General features: G+C 67.7%; 15 protein-coding genes. 11 read left to right on the top strand and 4 right to left on the bottom strand.

Features of this window, described 5'->3' with window-relative positions; all coding sequences use genetic code 11:
• From N5E02_RS16520 to tkt, 8 genes are all read left to right on the top strand, one after another.
• The coding region (locus tag N5E02_RS16520) for a DUF58 domain-containing protein (protein ID WP_279946508.1) at positions 1-751 on the top strand (751 nt) is incomplete at its 5' end.
• The gene (locus N5E02_RS16515) at positions 748-1,197 is read left to right on the top strand and encodes a DUF4381 family protein (protein WP_134972766.1); all 450 of its coding nucleotides are present in this window, start codon (positions 748-750) and stop codon (positions 1,195-1,197) included. The genes N5E02_RS16520 and N5E02_RS16515, both read left to right, overlap by 4 nt.
• A complete protein-coding gene (locus N5E02_RS16510) occupies positions 1,194-2,198 on the top strand; it encodes a VWA domain-containing protein (RefSeq protein ID WP_053498463.1) in 1,005 nt (334 codons plus the stop codon). The genes N5E02_RS16515 and N5E02_RS16510 overlap by 4 nt, the downstream gene beginning before the upstream one ends.
• Positions 2,195-4,027 carry a VWA domain-containing protein gene (locus N5E02_RS16505; protein WP_164093242.1) on the top strand — a complete coding sequence of 611 codons (1,833 nt, stop codon included), beginning with the start codon at positions 2,195-2,197 and terminating at the stop codon, positions 4,025-4,027. The genes N5E02_RS16510 and N5E02_RS16505 overlap by 4 nt, the downstream gene beginning before the upstream one ends.
• Positions 4,024-5,739 carry a BatD family protein gene (locus N5E02_RS16500; RefSeq protein ID WP_279946507.1) on the top strand — a complete coding sequence of 572 codons (1,716 nt, stop codon included), beginning with the start codon at positions 4,024-4,026 and terminating at the stop codon, positions 5,737-5,739. Before N5E02_RS16505 ends, N5E02_RS16500 begins: the two co-directional genes overlap by 4 nt.
• Positions 5,740-5,796: 57 nt before the next feature.
• Positions 5,797-7,116, top strand: coding sequence for a dicarboxylate/amino acid:cation symporter (locus N5E02_RS16495; RefSeq protein ID WP_279946506.1), 1,320 nt, complete (start codon positions 5,797-5,799; stop codon positions 7,114-7,116).
• A 77-nt stretch (positions 7,117-7,193) separates the two neighbouring features.
• Complete coding sequence (locus tag N5E02_RS16490; RefSeq protein WP_227837915.1) at positions 7,194-7,616, top strand: hypothetical protein; 423 nt, start codon at positions 7,194-7,196, stop codon at positions 7,614-7,616.
• 126 nt (positions 7,617-7,742) lie between these two features.
• Positions 7,743-9,740: a transketolase gene (gene tkt / locus N5E02_RS16485; RefSeq protein WP_262090970.1), complete on the top strand. Its 1,998-nt coding sequence runs from the start codon at positions 7,743-7,745 to the stop codon at positions 9,738-9,740.
• A gap of 127 nt (positions 9,741-9,867) precedes the next feature.
• Here tkt and N5E02_RS16480 read toward each other — a convergent pair whose 3' ends face one another.
• Entirely contained in the window at positions 9,868-11,820 is a 1,953-nt protein-coding gene (locus tag N5E02_RS16480) for an acetyl-CoA hydrolase/transferase C-terminal domain-containing protein (protein ID WP_139727575.1), read from the bottom strand.
• Positions 11,821-11,854: 34 nt separating this feature from the next.
• Positions 11,855-12,412 (bottom strand): flavin reductase family protein, encoded by a 558-nt coding sequence (locus tag N5E02_RS16475; RefSeq protein ID WP_065179076.1) that lies wholly within the window; start codon positions 12,410-12,412, stop codon positions 11,855-11,857.
• 118 nt (positions 12,413-12,530) lie between these two features.
• Here N5E02_RS16475 and N5E02_RS16470 point away from each other — a divergent pair, with 118 nt between their 5' ends.
• From N5E02_RS16470 to N5E02_RS16460, 3 genes are read left to right on the top strand one after another with little or no spacing between them, the layout of a single operon-like run.
• Positions 12,531-12,896: a BlaI/MecI/CopY family transcriptional regulator gene (locus tag N5E02_RS16470; protein WP_065179075.1), complete on the top strand. Its 366-nt coding sequence runs from the start codon at positions 12,531-12,533 to the stop codon at positions 12,894-12,896.
• A complete protein-coding gene (locus tag N5E02_RS16465; RefSeq protein ID WP_279946504.1) occupies positions 12,889-14,091 on the top strand; it encodes a TonB family protein in 1,203 nt (400 codons plus the stop codon). Before N5E02_RS16470 ends, N5E02_RS16465 begins: the two co-directional genes overlap by 8 nt.
• Positions 14,088-14,651 carry a hypothetical protein gene (locus N5E02_RS16460; RefSeq protein ID WP_072168476.1) on the top strand — a complete coding sequence of 188 codons (564 nt, stop codon included), beginning with the start codon at positions 14,088-14,090 and terminating at the stop codon, positions 14,649-14,651. The genes N5E02_RS16465 and N5E02_RS16460 overlap by 4 nt, the downstream gene beginning before the upstream one ends.
• A gap of 53 nt (positions 14,652-14,704) precedes the next feature.
• Here the strand turns inward: N5E02_RS16460 and N5E02_RS16455 are convergent, their stop codons facing one another.
• Together N5E02_RS16455 and N5E02_RS16450 are read right to left on the bottom strand one after the other, a co-directional pair.
• Positions 14,705-15,505 carry an MBL fold metallo-hydrolase gene (locus N5E02_RS16455; RefSeq protein ID WP_279946503.1) on the bottom strand — a complete coding sequence of 267 codons (801 nt, stop codon included), beginning with the start codon at positions 15,503-15,505 and terminating at the stop codon, positions 14,705-14,707.
• A gap of 11 nt (positions 15,506-15,516) precedes the next feature.
• Positions 15,517-16,335, bottom strand: a complete 819-nt coding sequence (locus N5E02_RS16450; RefSeq protein ID WP_065185306.1) for a S1/P1 nuclease — start codon at positions 16,333-16,335, stop codon at positions 15,517-15,519.
• Positions 16,336-16,679 lie beyond the last annotated feature (344 nt).

Here is a 16,679-nt window from a genome sequence, read left to right as displayed (position 1 = left end):
CGCCGAGTCGCGCGAATACGTGGCCGGCGACGACGCGCGCCACATCGATTGGCGTGTGACGGCGCGCACCGGTCGCGCCCATACCAAACTGTTCCAGGCCGAACGCGAACGAGTCAGCCTGATCGTGGCCGATACCTCGCCGGCGCTGTACTTCGGCACCCGCGTGCGCTTCAAATCGGTGCAGGCCGCACGCGCCGGTGCTGTTGCCGCGTGGTCGGCGCAGCGCCGTGGCGACCGCGTGGGCGCATTGCGTGGCAGCGACCGCGAAGCGCCGATCGCTCCGGCAGGTGGGCCACGCGGCGTGCTGCGCGTGCTCGACGCGCTGACCCGCTGGTACGCACAGCCGCCAGCCGACGATCTGGGCCTGGAGCGCGCGCTGGACCATGCCGGTCGCGTGCTGCGCCCGGGGGCACGCATGCTGGTGCTGGCCGATCCGCAGCAGGCCATCCGCATTCCGCCCGCGCGCTGGAGCGCGCTGGCCCAGCATCACGACCTCAGCCTGGTGCTGCTGGTCGATCCACTGGAGCTGCGGCCACCGTCGGCGGCGTTGCAGTTCCAGACCGCGCAGCAGCGCATCGGTCTCGACCTGCGCCGCAGCGAAGTGCAGGCGCACTGGCAGGCGCACTTTGTCGAGCCGCTGCAGGAACTTCGGCGCCAGCTCGGCGCACGCCGTGTCGACGTGCAGGTGCTGTCCTCCGATGCGCCCAGCGACGCCTGGCTGGCGCCGTCGCCGACCGAGGTGCCGGCATGAGCGCCGCGCTGCCGTTGCGCGATGTGCAGCTGCCGCCAGCACCGTCATGGTGGCCGCCAGCCCCTGGTTACCTGATGATCGGCGCGGTGGTCGTGCTGGTGCTGCTGGTGATCGCCGTGGTGATGTGGCGACGTCGCCGCCGCCGCCAGCGCTGGTTGCAGCTGTTCGATCAGGAACTGGCAATCGCCCCCGACGCTACGGCCGAACTGGCGGCCATCGCGGGACTGCTGCGCCGTGCCGCACGCCATGCGAAGCCGGGCAGCGAATCATTGCGCGATGACGCCTGGTGGCAACGCCTGGACCCGCAGGGCACGTTGCCCGCTGCACGTCGCAGCCTGTTGGCCGAAGGCGCCTATCGCCCGCGCGTCGACAGCAACGACGTTGCCGCTGTGCGCAGCTGGGCCCGCGAACGCTATCTGGCGATGCTGCTGGAGCGGCGCCGATGAACCTGCTGGCAAGTTACTGGCCATGGCCGGACCTGCAGCTGGCGTGGCCGCTGGCCCTGCTGGCCCTCCCGATGCCGCTGCTGATGCGCTGGTGGAAGCGCCGTGCAGAACCCGGCGCCGCACTGCGTGTGCCCTATGCTGCCGCCGAGCTCGAAGCCCTGTCTGGTGGCGGCCGTGTTGACGCGTCGTGGCTGCGCACGCTGCTGCTGTGGCTGGGCTGGTGTGCACTGTGCATCGCGCTGGCACGACCGCAGCAGCTGGGCGAAGCCATCACCCCGCCGCAGCAGGGGCGGCAGATGATGCTGGCGATGGATGTGTCCGGCAGCATGGGCGAGGGCGACATGGTGCTGGGCGGCCAGGCGGTCGATCGCCTCACCGCGGCCAAGGCCGTGCTGGCCGACTTCCTGGATCGTCGTGCCGGCGACCGCGTTGGCCTGCTGATCTTCGGCGACCGCGCCTATACGCTCACGCCACTGACTGCGGACCTGGCCAGCGTGCGCGACCAGCTGCGCGACAGCGTGGTCGGGCTGGCCGGGCGCGAGACCGCCATCGGGGATGCCATCGGCCTGGCGGTCAAGCGCCTGCGTAGCCAGCCGGAGGGGCAGCGCGTGCTGATCCTGTTGACCGATGGTGTCAGCAATGCTGGTGTGCTGGAACCCCTGCGCGCCGCGGAAGTGGCGCGCGCCGAGGGCGTGCGCATCCACACGGTTGCGTTTGGCGGCGATGGCAGCATGCGGTTGTTCGGCATTCCGATTTCCACCGACCAGGATCCGGTCGATGAGGCCACTCTGAAGAGGATCGCCAGCATGACCGGCGGCCAGTTCTTCCGCGCGCGTGATACCGCGCAGCTGGCCGGCATCTATGCCGAGCTCGATCGCCTGGAGCCAGTGGCCGCAAAGGGCCCGAGCCTGCGCCCTCGCGAGGAACGCTATGCGTGGCCGTTGGGCCTGGCATTGCTGCTGGGCGCATTGGCATGGCTGTGGCCGGAGCGTCGCCGATGATCGCGTTTGCTTCGAATCTTCCCGACTGGAACGCGCTGCACTTCCTGCGGCCCGAGTGGTTGTGGGCACTGCTGGCGCTGCCGCTGATCATCGCGTTGGCGCTGTACCGGCAACGGCGCAGTGATGCGTGGCGGCAGGCGGTGGATGCACATCTGTTGCCACATCTGCTGGCCGCCGGCGCGAAGCGTCGTGTGCGCCTGCCATGGGCGCTGCTGCTGGGCTGGACACTGGCATCGCTGGCGATGGCCGGGCCGAGCTGGCGGCAGCAGGCGCAGCCGATGTTCCAGGCCAGCGCACCGCTGCTGGTGGTACTGGACCTGTCCAGCCGGATCAGCGCAACCGATCTGCCACCGTCGCGCCTGCTGCAGGCGCGCGCGAAAGTGGGCGAGCTGCTGCGCGCGCGCCAGGGCGGGCAGGTGGGCCTGGTGGTGTATGCCGATGATGCCTACACCGTGGCGCCGCTGACTGATGACGGCCGCAATGTTGCGCTGTATCTGGATGCGCTGTCGCCGGACGTGATGCCACGCGATGGCCAGCGTGCCGACCGCGGCATCGACTGGGCAACACGGCTGATGCGGCAGATCGGTGCGCTGCAGGGGCAGATCCTGCTGGTCAGCGATCAGGCGGATGGTGAAGCTGCACTGGCGGCAGCGCAGGCACGCAGCCTGGGCCTGCAGGTGTCGGTGCTGGGCCTGGGCACGCCTGCCGGTGCGGCCTACCGCGATGGCAGCGGGCAGATCCGCCAGGCTGCGCTGGATGAAGGCAGCCTGCGCGCGGTGGCCACTGCCGGCGGCGGCCGCTATGCACGCATCTCCGCCGATGACAGCGATCTGCGTGCGCTCGGTGTACTCGACGCGCGCGAAGGCACGCCGGCGCAGCGGCCGGGCGAAGGCAAGCAGTGGCGTGACGAAGGCTTCTGGCTGCTGCCGCCGGTGATGCTGCTGGCATTGCTGGCCTTCCGCCGTCGTGCGCTGCTGGCCGCGGTGCTCGCGGTCGGCCTCGTGCCATGGATGAATGACGCGCAGGCGCAGGCACCTGCGACGCAGGCCTCGCAACCCGCGCAGGGCACGCTGTGGAAGCGTAACGACCAGGCGCAGCATCAGCGCCTGGCCGAGGGGGTCCAGGCTTACCGCAAGGGCGACTTCGCCACTGCGCGCAGGCAGTTCGAGGGTATCGACAGCGATGCCGGCTGGTACAACCTGGCCAACACGCTGGCACGCGAAGGCAACTACGACGAAGCGATCGCCGCCTACGACCGCGCGCTGGCGTTGCATCCCGGCATGGCCGATGCGGTCGCCAACCGTGCCGTGGTCGATGCCGCGCGCAAGCGCAGGCAGTCGGGTGGCAAAGGCCAGGATCAGCAGAAGCCACCGCAGAACGGGCAGCAGAAGCAGCAGAAGCAGCAGAACGATGCCCCGGGCCAGCAGAACCCGCAGGGCCAGAAGCCGCAGCAGGGACAGCAGAATCCCGGCCAGGGCCAGCAGGGGCAGCCCAAGGCGGGTGACGACAAGAACCCGTCGAGCCCGCAGCCCGGCGAGCGCGGCCGCGATGGCCAGCAGGCGCCACCACAGGTGGAGGATGCCAAGGCACAGGCCCAGGCCGATGAGCAGCAGCGCCAGCGCATGCAGCAGGCGATGCAGCAGGCACGCGAGGGCGAGGCTGGCAAGGACGGCAAACCCGTACCGGGGGGGGAGGGCCGCACGCCGCGCGAGCGCGAGGAGCAACAGGCGGTGGAAGCGTGGATGCGGCGTGTGCCGGATGATCCGGGCGCGCTGCTGCGGGCCAAGTTCCAGCTGGAAAACGAACGCAGGAAGAGGGAAGGGCGATGACGCGGGCGATCAACATGCACGGGCACTGGTCACGGCCGGTACTGGCGGCGCTGTTGCTGTGGCTGCCGCTGCTGGCCTGGGCGCAACCACGTGCCTGGCTGGACCGCGACCGCATCGCGATGGGTGATACGGTCACCCTTAATGTCGAGAGCGATCAGGGCGCTCCCGACTTCACGCCATTGCGCACCGACTTCGACCTGAGCGGCCAGACCAGCAGCCGCCAGGTGGAATGGAGCAATGGCAGCATGCAGCAGCGCAACCTGTATGGCGTGGCGCTGACGCCGCGGCGCAGTGGTGCGCTGGTGGTACCGGGCCTGCAGGTGGGCAGTGTGCGCACTGCGCCGCTGACGCTGCAGGTCGATGCGGCCGCCGTGGCCAGGCCTGACAGCAATGCGATGGCCTTCATCGAAACCCTTGTCGATGACGATACGCCGTACGTGCAGCAGAGCGTGGGCGTGGTGGTGCGGTTGTATTTCGCCTCGCAGCTGGCCTCCGGCGAGCTGGTGCTGGATACCCCGGCGGGCGCGTCGTTGCAGCGCGTTGGCGACGACCGCACAGATGTGCGCCAGGTCAACGGGCGCCGCTACAACGTGGTCGAACGACGTTTCCTGCTGATCCCCGAGCGCAGCGGCGCGTTGCGGCTGTCCGGCGCGCGTTTCAGCGGGCGCAGTGCCGGAGGTTTCTTCGATGACTTCTTCGGGGGCGGCGATGGCCGCATGAATGCCACTGGCGCAGACCGCACGTTGCAGGTGCAGGCACAGCCGGCACAGGCGCCGCAGCCGTGGTTGCCCCTGCAGAGCCTGCAGCTGCGCTACACCAGCGCGCCCACCAGTGCCCGTACCGGCGAGGCAGCCAACGTGGTGGTCGAAGCGGTTGCCGAAGGCGCCACCCGAGCACAGTTCACCGACCTGCCGGTCCCCGATGTCGGCAACGCAGCGCAGGTGTTTGCCGAGCCGGCACAGTACGAAGAGACCTTCAACGGCAGCACGCCGCGCCTGAAGATCACCCGCCGCTATTCGATCGTGCCGCGCAAGCCGGGTTCGCTGGTGGTGCCGGGACCACGCCTGCCCTGGTGGGATGTGCGCAACGGCAAGGCACAGGAAGCCAAGCTGCCGGACCTGACGCTGGCCGTTGCGGCCGGTACCGGCGCTGCCACTGCCTCGCCGGCAGCGCTGCCACCGATCGACACCGCTGCCGCGCTGCCGGGCAGCGATGGACAGGATGCGCGTATCGCCGCGACCGATCCACGCGCCAGCGGCCTGTCCGAGCGTCCGTGGCCGTGGATGGCGGCGGCCATTGGCCTGGCGCTGCTGTGGCTGCTGACCCTGTTGTGGGGCTGGCAGCGAGGCCGACGCCCGCGTGTGGCGACGCCTGCAGCCGGCACGCCCTCTGTGCCGACCGTGGTGAGCGGACGCGCGGGCCTGGCCGAACTGCGCCGTGCGCTGGATGGTGAAGGCTTCGACCAGGTGGAGGCACGGCTGTGTGCGATGGCCGGTGTGAAACGCATCGAGCAGGTCATCGCCCGGCTGGATGACGCGGCCCAGCGCCAGGTATTGCTGGACCTGCAGCAGGCGCGCTGGGGCGGGCAGGGCGAACTGGCCCCGTTGCGCGCGCGCCTGCGTGAGGTCTTCCGTGACGGACCGCACTGGTCGGCGGCAACCGGCGCCGCCGACACTGGCCTGGCGCCGCTGTATCCAACGCGGCGAACCTGAACCGGCGCCGCTTGCGCGCTTTGTTAGAGTGCATTCATTTTTCGAGGAAACCCGCGCATGACAGCAGCTGCTGCCGACAAGAAGAAGTTGCCCCTGCATTGGAAGATGGGCATCGGCTTTGCGATCGGCCTGATCCTGGGACTGATCGTGCACGCCCTGGGCGGCAGCGTCGATGGCCTGCAGGCCGGTGCCAAGTGGGTCATGGACTACGTCACCACCCCGGCGTCGGGCCTGTTCCTCAACCTGATCTTCATGCTGATCGTGCCGCTGATCTTCTCGGCGCTGATCATGGGCGTGTCGGAGATGGGCGACATCCGCGCCCTGGGCCGCATCGGCTGGAAAACCCTGGCCTATACCGTGCTGCTGTCCGGCATTGCCGTGGGCATCGGCCTGGTGCTGGTCAACCTGCTCAAGCCGGGCGTCGGCGTGGATCCGCAGGTCGCCGCGATGATGCTGTCGGAGAACGCCGAGCGCAGCAAGGAAATCGTCGCTGGCATCCATGGCACGCCGAAGGGCATGGACATGCTGCTGTCGATCGTGCCGAGCAATGTGCTGCAGGCCGCGTCGGACAATGGCGCGATCCTGTCGCTGATGTTCTTCGCGCTGATGTTCGGCATCGGCATGGTGCTGACCGACAATGAGAAGGTCGCCCCGTTGCGCCGCGCCATCGAAGGCGTGTTTGAAATCTCGATGACCCTGATCAACCTGGTCATCCGCTTGGCCCCCTATGCAGTGGCCTGCTTCATGTTCAATCTGGCCGCGCTGTTCGGCTTCGAGCTGATCATCCGCCTGGGCGCGTACGTGGGCGTGGTGGTGCTGGCGCTCGGCCTGCACATGGTCGTGACCTACGGTACTGCCGTATGGCTGTCTGGCCGCTCGCCGCTGTCGTTCTTCCGCGATACCCAGGAAGCGACGGTGATGGCGTTCTCCACCGCCTCCAGCAACGCGACCCTGCCGACCGCACTGCGCGTGGCGGACCAGATGGGCCTGCCGCAGCGCGTGTCGCGCTTCGTGCTGACCGTGGGTGCCACCGCCAACCAGAACGGCACCGCCCTGTTCGAGGGCGTGACGGTGATCTTCCTGGCCCAGTTCTTTGGCGTGGACCTGAGCATTGGCCAGCAGATCATGGTGATGGCGGTCTGCATCCTCGGCGGCATCGGCACTGCTGGTGTGCCGTCGGGCTCGCTGCCGGTGGTGGCGATGATCTGCGCGATGGTCGGTGTGAATCCGCTGGGCATCGGCCTGATCCTGGGCGTGAACCACTTCCTGGACATGTGCCGTACCGCCCTGAACGTGACCGGCGACCTGGCCCTGACCACGCTGGTGGCCAAGGGCGAGTCGCATGACGGACCGGCGCTGGGCACGCCCCTCGATTGAACGCGCCCTGAATGCCATGGATACTATCCCGACGCATGGAAGGCGTCGGGATTGGCGCCGTGCGAAAGGGAGCAGAAATGAGGATTTCGTACGTGATGGTCGCCGCCCTGGGCCTGCTGGCTTTCGACGCCAGTGCCCAGAAGGCCTGTGAAACCAACTACACCAAGACCGGCAGCTTCTTCGCCGGGCGCACCTTCACCACCTGGGACGTGGTGCCCAACGTTACCCCGGCCGACGCTCTCAAGCGTATCCAGATCGAGGGCGTGAAGTCGGGCCTGAAGGTGGCCAGCGTGGACAAGGACCTGGGCATGCTGACCCTGGAACAGAACGTCCAGTTCAATGGTGGCCAGACCACCCTGCCGTGGAACGTGCTGGTTGAAGCCGAGGGCAAGGGTTCGAAGATCACCGTGACCAAGACCACCCCGGCCACCTACGCCACTGGCGAGGACTTCCAGAAGAAGTCGATGTGTGGCGTGATCGAGGCTGCCGCGCCCAAGTAAGGGGTTGGCGGGACCAGATCCCTTTCACTGGCAAGCGATCTGGTCCTACGCCTGAACCCGGCCCCGGGTCTGTGGGACAATAGGCCGCCCGCACGTCCGCGGCCGCCTCCCGATTCCGACAGAACCATGACGCAGCCTACCCGTCGCCAGTTGGCCAACGCCATCCGCTTCCTCGCCGCCGATGCGGTTGAAACCGCAAAGTCCGGCCACCCCGGCATGCCCATGGGCATGGCCGACATCGCCGAAGTCCTCTGGAACGACTACCTCCGCCATAACCCGAGCAACCCGCACTGGTTCAACCGCGACCGTTTCGTGCTGTCCAACGGCCACGGTTCGATGCTGCAGTACGCGCTGCTGCACCTGAGCGGTTACGACCTGCCGATCGAGCAGCTCAAGCTGTTCCGCCAGCTGGGCAGCCACACCGCCGGCCACCCGGAGCGCCACGAGACCCCGGGCGTGGAAACCACCACCGGCCCGCTGGGCCAGGGTTTCGCCAATGCCGTCGGCTTCGCCCTGGCCGAGAAGCTGCTGGCACAGCGCTTCAACCGCCCGGAGCTGGAAGTGGTCGACCACCGCACCTGGGTGTTCATGGGTGATGGCTGCCTGATGGAAGGCGTGTCGCACGAAGCGGCCTCGCTGGCCGGCACCTGGGGCCTGCACAAGCTGGTCTGCTTCTGGGACAACAACCACATCTCGATCGACGGCAATGTCGAGGGCTGGTTCACCGACAACACCCCGGAGCGTTTCGAGGCCTATGGCTGGAACGTGGTTCGCGATGTTGACGGCCACGACCCGGACAGCATCAAGGCCGGCATCGAGGCCGCGCTGTCGCAGAGCGACAAGCCGACCCTGATCTGCTGCCGCACCACCATTGGTTTTGGTTCGCCGAACAAGGCGGGCAAGGAATCCAGCCACGGTGCCCCGCTGGGCAAGGACGAGCTGGAAGCCACCCGCAAGCAGCTGGGCTGGGAGTACGGCCCGTTCGAGATCCCGCAGGCGATCTACGACGGCTGGCGCGCCAATGGCGCCGGCACCCTGCGCCAGGCCGAGTGGGAACAGCTGTTCGACAAGTACGCCAGCCAGTATCCGGCGGAGGCGGCTGAGCTGACCCGCCGCTCGCACGGCGAGCTGCCGGCCGACTTCGTTGCCAAGGCCGATGCCTACATCGCCCAGGTGGCCGCTGAGGGCCCGACGATCGCCTCGCGCAAGGCCTCGCAGCTGGCCATCGAAGCCTACGCCCCGCTGCTGCCGGAAATCGTCGGCGGCTCGGCCGACCTGGCGCACTCCAACCTGACCCTGTGGAAGGGCAGCAGGTCGGTCGCCAGCGACGACGCCAACGCCAACTACGTGTACTACGGCGTGCGCGAGTTCGGCATGACCGCCATCGCCAACGGCCTGGCCCTGCACGGTGGCTTCATTCCGTTCGACGCCACCTTCCTGGTGTTCAGTGATTACGCCCGCAACGGCGTGCGCATGAGCGCGCTGATTCCGGCCCACGCCATCCACGTCTATACCCACGACTCGATCGGCCTGGGCGAAGACGGCCCGACCCATCAGCCGGTGGAGCACCTGGCCTCGCTGCGCTACATCCCGAACAACGATGTGTGGCGCCCGTGCGATGCGGTCGAGTCGGCCGTGAGCTGGAAGGCCGCGATCACCCGCCAGGACGGCCCGAGCTGCCTGGTGTTCAGCCGCCAGAACCTGCCGCACCAGCCGCGCAGCGCCGAGCAGATCGCCCAGATCGAGCGCGGCGGTTACGTGCTGGCCGATGCTGCCGGTACCCCGGACGTGATCCTGATCGCCACCGGTTCGGAAGTCTCGCTGGCTACCGAAGCCAAGGCCCAGCTGGATGCGGCCGGTATCAAGACCCGCGTGGTCTCGATGCCGTCCACCGACGTGTTCCTGCGCCAGGATGCGGCCTACCGTGAATCGGTGCTGCCGAACGCGGTGCGCAAGCGCGTGGCCGTGGAAGCTGGCGTCACCGGTTTCTGGCGCCAGTTCGTAGGCCTGGACGGTGCCGTGATCGGTATCGACACCTTCGGTGCTTCGGCCCCGGCCGACCAGCTGTACAAGCACTTCGGCATCACCACGGCGCACGTGGTGGAAGCTGCCAAGGCGCTGTAAGCAGCCTCTCGGCGCAACAAAGGAAAGGCCGGCGCAAGCCGGCCTTTCTCGTTGCCGGAAGAAAAAGGGGACGGAGGGAATCAAGTCGTATGTGCACAAACGACTTGATTCCCGCCGTACCCTTTTTTCAGGCGGTGCGTGCCAGTGCCAGGCGCAGCAGCCGCGCGTCCAGGCGTTCGGCGAAATCTTTCGGTGCCTGCAGGCCCATGCGCTGCAGGTACACCGCATCGCCGTCGCCGGCCGGTTGCCGCAGCGCTGCCCAGACGGTGCGCAGCTTGTCGCTGCGGGTCTGCGTGTTGGCCTTCAGCCACGCCAGCGCTTTGACCAGCACCTGCTCGATCTCGTTGAAATCGCTGCCCAGCGGGTAGTCCGGCAGGCTGCCATCGGCACGGAATGGGGCCAGTGCCGCGGCCAGTGCCTGCGGCGTGTTGCGCTGCTGGCGCTGCGGGTCGGGCTGGGACGCCGCCAGCAGCTTGCGCGAGGCGTGTGCCTGCTGCAGCAGATCGCCCTGGAAGGGCGCTTCGGTGATCGCGGTCATCGCATGCACGCAGTCTTCGTCGGTCAGGCCGCGCAGATCGGCGATGCCGTATTCGTTGAGGTAAATGTCGCGCAGGTGGCGCGGGATGGTGGTGTGGCCGTAGTTCCAGCGCACGTTCGATTCCCGGTGGCCCTTGTCATCGCGTGCGGCACGGAACATCAGCACGCTGCGCGCTTCCGGCAGGGCATGTGCCATCGCCACGAAGTTGTACTGGCCGCCCACGCCGGACACCACGCGTCCATCGTCCAGCGCGTCCGATACCGCCGCGCCGAGCGCGGTAGCCATCATGCAGGAATTGAAGAAGCGCGCATGGCGGCGCTGCAGGCGCTCCAGTGCCTCGTTACCGCCATACAGCTGGTTGATCTCGCTGATGCGGCGCATGCCGATCGCACGGCATTCGTCTTCCGGCAGCGTGCGCAGCCACTCGTAGAACTCCGGTGAGCCCAGGTAGAACGCACCGTGCAGGTACTCGCCTTCGGCGGCCAGGGTGGCATGGTCGATGGACAGCGTGCTGCCATTTTCGATGCGTTGCATCAGCGCCAGGTCGTCGTGCACCTTGCGCTTGATCACCCCGGTCTGCACCAGCCTGCGGAAGCCCTCGTTGAGCATCTCGCTGCAGCCGTACAGTCCCACTTCGAACGGGTCCACGCCGCCGATCTCCTGCACCAGCGGGTGGCTGGCCAGCTGCGGATCAAGTGCATGCAGCACGCGGCGGTAGCGCGCGTTGTCGGTGTGGCGCAGCACCAGCGCATGGCTGAGCGCGTCGGCCAGCGTGCCGATGCCGATCTGCAGGGTGCCGCCGTCGCGCACCAGGGTGCTGGCATACAGGCCGATGGCGTAGTCGGCATCGCCGACCGGCTGCCGCGGCAGCCCGAACAGCGCCGGGTACGGTGGCGGTGGGGTGATCACCAGATCGAAGAACGACACATCGACCGTCGCCGAGCCGGCCAGGTAGGGCAGCTGCGGATCGATCTCGGCGATCAGCAACGGGCGCGGCAGGCCGCGCGCGGTCATCGCATCGAGCGTGTCCTGGGTGATGTCGTTGTTGCACGACAGCGAAAGCCGGCGGTCATTCGGCCGCATCGCCACCTTCTGCACGATCACCTGCGGTGCGCGCTGAGCGACCGCATCGGCGGCGTGGGTGTAGTTCAGGCTGGTATAGCTGGATTGCGCCTGCCGCGAACCGAGCAGGGCGCCGGACTGCATGTAGAACTCTTCCACCTGCACGTGCGCTGGCAACGCGTCGCGCGCGATCGCATCGGCATAGGCCAGGCGCGGGAAATCGTCGCCGAAGTGGCGCTGCGCAAACGGCGCCAGGAAGCGTGCCTCCAGGCCGTTGCCACGCGCGTTCGGCGGATTCAACGACAGCGCGGTGTACAGCTGCAGCGGCCGTGAGGGATCGTGCTCGACGCGCGCATACAGGGCGTTGAGCAGCCGATGTGGCTTGCCCAGCGCCAGCGGTGCCCCGATCCGCAGCGGCCCGTCCACGCGCGCTAACAACCAGTCGACGGCGGCGTCCAGGTCGGTGAGGTGTTCGGTCATGCGTGGCGGTCCTGCGTGCGGGGGAGTGCGGGCATTACAGCATGTCGGGCTTGAACCGCCGTCGACGCGAGACTTCCACGCCGGACACCATGAACTGCCCGTCGCCGCGGTAATGCACCGTGCGCGGCAGTTTCGGCCGGGACGCAACATGGGCGCGCACGATCTCCCAGATGAACAGGTTGCTCGACGCCACCTGGCTGTCGTCGTACAACCGGCATTCGAAGTTCGAGTGGCATTGCCCGACCAGCGGCGCACCGACCTCGCGCGCGGGCAGCGCATCGAGCCCGAAACGGGCGAACTTGTCGACCTCGCGGCCGCTGCAGTTGCCGATGTCCACCACGGTATCGAGCAGTTCCACGCCGGGTACGTTGATCACGCACTCGCCACTGCCGACGGCCAGTGCATGGCTGTGGTTTTCATTCCACAGGTAGGTGGCGACCAGCGACGGCGAGAAGCCCATCACCATGTGCCAGCCCATCGTCATCAGGTTGCGCTGGCCGCGCCAGGCGGTGCTGACCAGCACGATCGGGCCGGGTTCGAGGAAGCGTCGGGCCTGCTCGACCGGGAATTCCTTCTTGGGAAGCGCTTTCATCCGAAGCCTCGGCCGGGAGTGCTCGATGCTGGCGCAAAGCCGATGAATCCGGAGTCGAGGGGCTTGACAGGAGGTTCGATTACGCGCGTAATCAGATTATCGATTACGGATGTAAACAATGATCCCGATCAGCGAAGCCGAAGCCGTTGTGATGGAGGTGCTGTGGCAGCAGGCACCGCGCAGCGCCGATGATGTGGTGGCTGCGCTGGCTCACCGCGACTGGGCCGAGCCGACCATCAAGACCCTGCTCAACCGCCTGCTGACCAAGGGCGCCATCGCCGCTGAGCGCGATGGCCGGCGATACCTGTACCGGCCGCTGCTGCAGCGTCAGGCGTGGGTGGAGGCGCAGAGCCGGGACTTCATCGGCCGTGTCTTCGAAGGCCGCGTGGCACCGCTGGTGGCGCACTTCAGCGAACGTGGCCAGTTGAGCGCGCAGGACATTGCCGAACTGAAGAAGCTGATCCAGGAGCTGGATCATGACTGAGCTGCTCGGCGGACTATGGCAGGCCAGCCTGTGGCTGGCGGCAGGCGTGATCATGCTGGCTGTGCTGCGTCCGTTGCTGCTGCGGCTGGGTGGCGTTGGACTGGCCTATCGCAGCTGGTGGTTGCTGCCGATGCTGCTGTTGGCGCTGATGCTGCCGCTGCCGCAGGTTGCGCTGTTGCAGCAGGTACCGACGTTGCCGCTGAAAGTGATGCCCGGTGCCATCGATGCGCTGAGCCGACCGTCGCTGCCATGGGGTGGGCTGTTGCTGGCGCTGTGGGCGACGGGCGCAGGTGCCTGCCTGTTGCGCGACCTGCGCGCGCAGCGTCGCTTCGAACGGCGCATGGGCCCGCTGACGCCGCGCACCGATGGCAGCTGGCAGGCCAGTGGCGACCCCGGCCTGCCCGCGCTGGTCGGGCTGTGGCGGCCGCGCATCGTGGTCGGTCCTGACTTCGATCAGCAGTTCAGCGCGCAGGAACAGAGCCTGATCCTGCAGCACGAGCGCAGCCACCGCCGCAATGGCGATCACTGGGCCAATGGTGCGTTGCTGCTTATGCGTGCGGTGTTCTGGTTCCACCCGCTGGTGCTCTGGGCTGCACGCTGCTTCCTGCGCGACCAGGAACTGGCCTGCGATGCCCGCACCATCGCCCCGCAGCCTGCGCTGCGCGGGCTTTACGCCAGCACGCTGCTGAAGGCGCAGCTGGTCCACCCGGTTGCGCCAGCGGTCTGCCATTGGCGCAGCCAACCCGTGTTGAAGGAGCGTATCGCCATGTTGAAGCAGTCCAAGCGGAAGGCATTGCCGTGGGTATCGGGGCAGGTGCTGGTCGTCGGGTTGTGCCTGGGAATGGGCGCATTGGCGTGGGCCAGCCAGGGCGATGCGATGGCTGGCCGCCCGGCAGCGGCGGTCATGGATCGGGAGATCCAGGTCGTCAAGATGCCACCGCCTTCCTATCCGAAATCCGCGGTCGAGGAGCGCCAGGTGGGCGTGGTGAACCTGCGCGTGGAAGTGGATGCCAGCGGCCAACCCACCGATGTCAGGGTGCTCAGTGCCACCAATCCGGGCGTGTTCGACGCGGTGTCGATCACCGCAGCGCGCAGCTGGACCTATCGGCCGGCGATGAAGAACGGCAAGCCGGTGGCAGGCGCAGTGAAGATTCCGATCACCTTTGCGATGGACAACAGCGAGGACGCCCAGTGAAGTCCGCGCCGCTGCTCGTGGTGGCGGCGCTGATGATGGGGTGTGCGAGCCAGGAACGGCTGGCCACCGTGCACACCCGCAGCGAGAATGTCGGCCACCAGCGACTGCAGCCGCAGGCGGGCGGTGGCAGTGGGCAGTTGCAGGCATATTCGCTGGGTGCGACCGAGGGCTACCGGATGCCGCAGTTGTACGCGGCACCGGCCCCGGAGGTCGGCGATCGTGACCCGCGTGCGGAACTGGCGCCGACCACGATCTGCCTGCAGGTGGTGGTTGATGCCAACGGCGTCGTCGAGCGCAGCCTGCCATTGACCGATCGCCCGGAGTGCGCGGCAGGTGCTGCGGGCGAGAATGCGCCCCTGCTGCAGGCTGCGCAGGAGGCCGTGGCGATGTGGAAGTACTCGTCCGCAGCGGTCTGCCACTTCGCGGCTGGCAAGGTGCCTGCCGACCGCGGTGACTGCCGGGGCGCCGAACGGGTCGAGCCGGTGGCGGTCACCCTGCAGTACGCCTTCACCTTCGAGATTGTGAAGGGCCAGCATGTGGTGCGCACGCAGGGAAAATGAACGCTCGCGGTCCGTGATGGAAACCGATGGCGCCGGGCTCTGCCCGGCGTACGTCAGGCCCCGCCCTGGATGTTGGCCTTCACCGCCGGCTGCATCAGCTTCGGTTCTTCCAGCGTAGCATCGCGGGCCTGGCGCACGCTGACGAACTCCGCCTCGGCCACGCCGTCATTCACGTGGATGTTGTGCGCGCGCTGTTCGCCGATGGTGGTTTCGTTGGCGAAATCACGCCCGCCCGGGCCGTAGTCGTGGCAGACGAAAACCCGGGTGGTATCGGGCAGCGCCAGCAGGCGCTGGATCGAGCGATACAGCTGCGCGGCATCGCCACCCGGGAAATCGCAGCGTGCGGTGCCGCCGTCGGGCATGAACAGCGAATCGCCGGTGAACAGCGCATCGCCGATCAGGTAGGCGATGCTGTCGCTGGTGTGGCCGGGCACGGCGATCACCTGTCCTTGCAGCTCGCCAATGGCAAAGGTTTCGCCGTCGCTGAACAGGTGATCGAAGATCTCATCGGCGGCCGGAAGCTGCAGGCCATAGCGCGGCGCGAACGTGGCCTGCACCGCGCGGATGCCTTCACCGATGGCCAGCGTGGCGTGCGGGAAGCGCTGCTTGAGCCGGCGCCCGGCCGACACATGGTCCGCATGGGCATGGGTTTCCAGCAGCCAGCGCAGCTGAAGGTCCTGCTGTTCGATGGCCTGCAATGCCCCGCGCAGCGGTGATTCGCTGCTGGCGTCGGTGTCCGGGTCGTAGTCCAGGACCGGGTCGATCAGCGCCGCCTCACTGCTGGCCGGATCGCTGACCAGGTAGCTGAAGGTATTGCTGTCACGGTGGAAGAACGACTGCACCTGGACCGGCATCGGAATTCTCCTCAGCGCGTGCCGAGCACGCGGTTCAGCAACTGCGCCAGGTTCTCGCCGGCCAGTCGCAGCTGCGCTTCGGCCAGCGGCCGGTAGCGCTCGGTGTATTCGTCACCGATTTTACGCGTGGCCGGATAAACGCCAGCTTGCATGGAAATGCGGCAGCTGGCCTCGGCCCAGGTCTGTGGGTCGCGCTGCGGGTTGGACTGGCGCGCCAGCTTCGGCGCGCGCTGGCTCTGCAGCAGCGGCAGGTAGCCGGCGTCGTCCAGCTTGCGGGTGTTGAGCATGCCGCTGTCCCACAGCGAGTGCAGGTTGGTACCGCGGTTGCCGAACTGCAGCTGGAAATCGTTGCCGCCCTTGTCATGAGCGTAACCGGCATGCATCGGCTGGTGGATGTCGCCGACCAGGTGCACGACGAACTTCAGTGCCTGCAGGCGCTCGCCATCGGTCAGGCTGCGGTCGCCCAGGATGGCGCTCTGTGCTTTCAGGGCCTCGACGATGCAGTTGCCGTTCCTGCAGTGCTTCGGTGCTTCGTAATGGCAGTCGTCTTCGGCGATGTTGACGTAGTGCCAGCCGGCCGAACGACGGCCCAGGCCGGGGTCCTTGGCGCGCAGCTGGTCGGCCCACGGCGCGATGCTGGCCAGGGTGGCGTCCGCTTCGGTGGCCAGCAGGCGGTCCACTTCGGCGCGGGCGGCGGGGTTGAGGCGGGCGTCGGCGACTTCGGCAACCAGGCGGTGGCCTTGCGCGCCCCAGGCATGGGCGGGGGCGGAGACGGACAGCAGGGCCGGCACCAGGGTGGCGGCGAGGAACAGGGAGTGCAGGGCTTTCATGCACATATTCTAGCGGGGTAGGTGGATTGAAGAGCGGCGCGTTCCTGTCTGCTGGGGGCTGGCTGCAGAGGCAGGCGCTGCGGGACACGCTGCAAGTACGTCCCTGTAAGCTCGGCCGCGGCATTCATGCCGCGGACGGTCCCGCAGCGCCTGCCCCTGCAGCCCCATCCAACATGGCTGCGGAGGCGGATGCAAACGTCAAAGGCAACATCAAGAACAAATGCAGGATCAAAATCCGCCTTTTGCAATTGCAGGCAACCATTACGCCTCGGATGTACAGGCTCTGCTCCCCGCCTCGCCCCAGCTCCGGAACCGCTTCAGTCCCAGGCACAAAAAAGCCCCGG

This window comes from Stenotrophomonas sp. GD03777 (assembly GCF_029842485.1).
In the GTDB taxonomy this organism is placed as follows: Bacteria; Pseudomonadota; Gammaproteobacteria; order Xanthomonadales; family Xanthomonadaceae; genus Stenotrophomonas; species Stenotrophomonas sepilia.
Note: the sequence above shows the minus strand (reverse complement) of the source record. Positions and strands in the feature narration are given on the sequence as shown.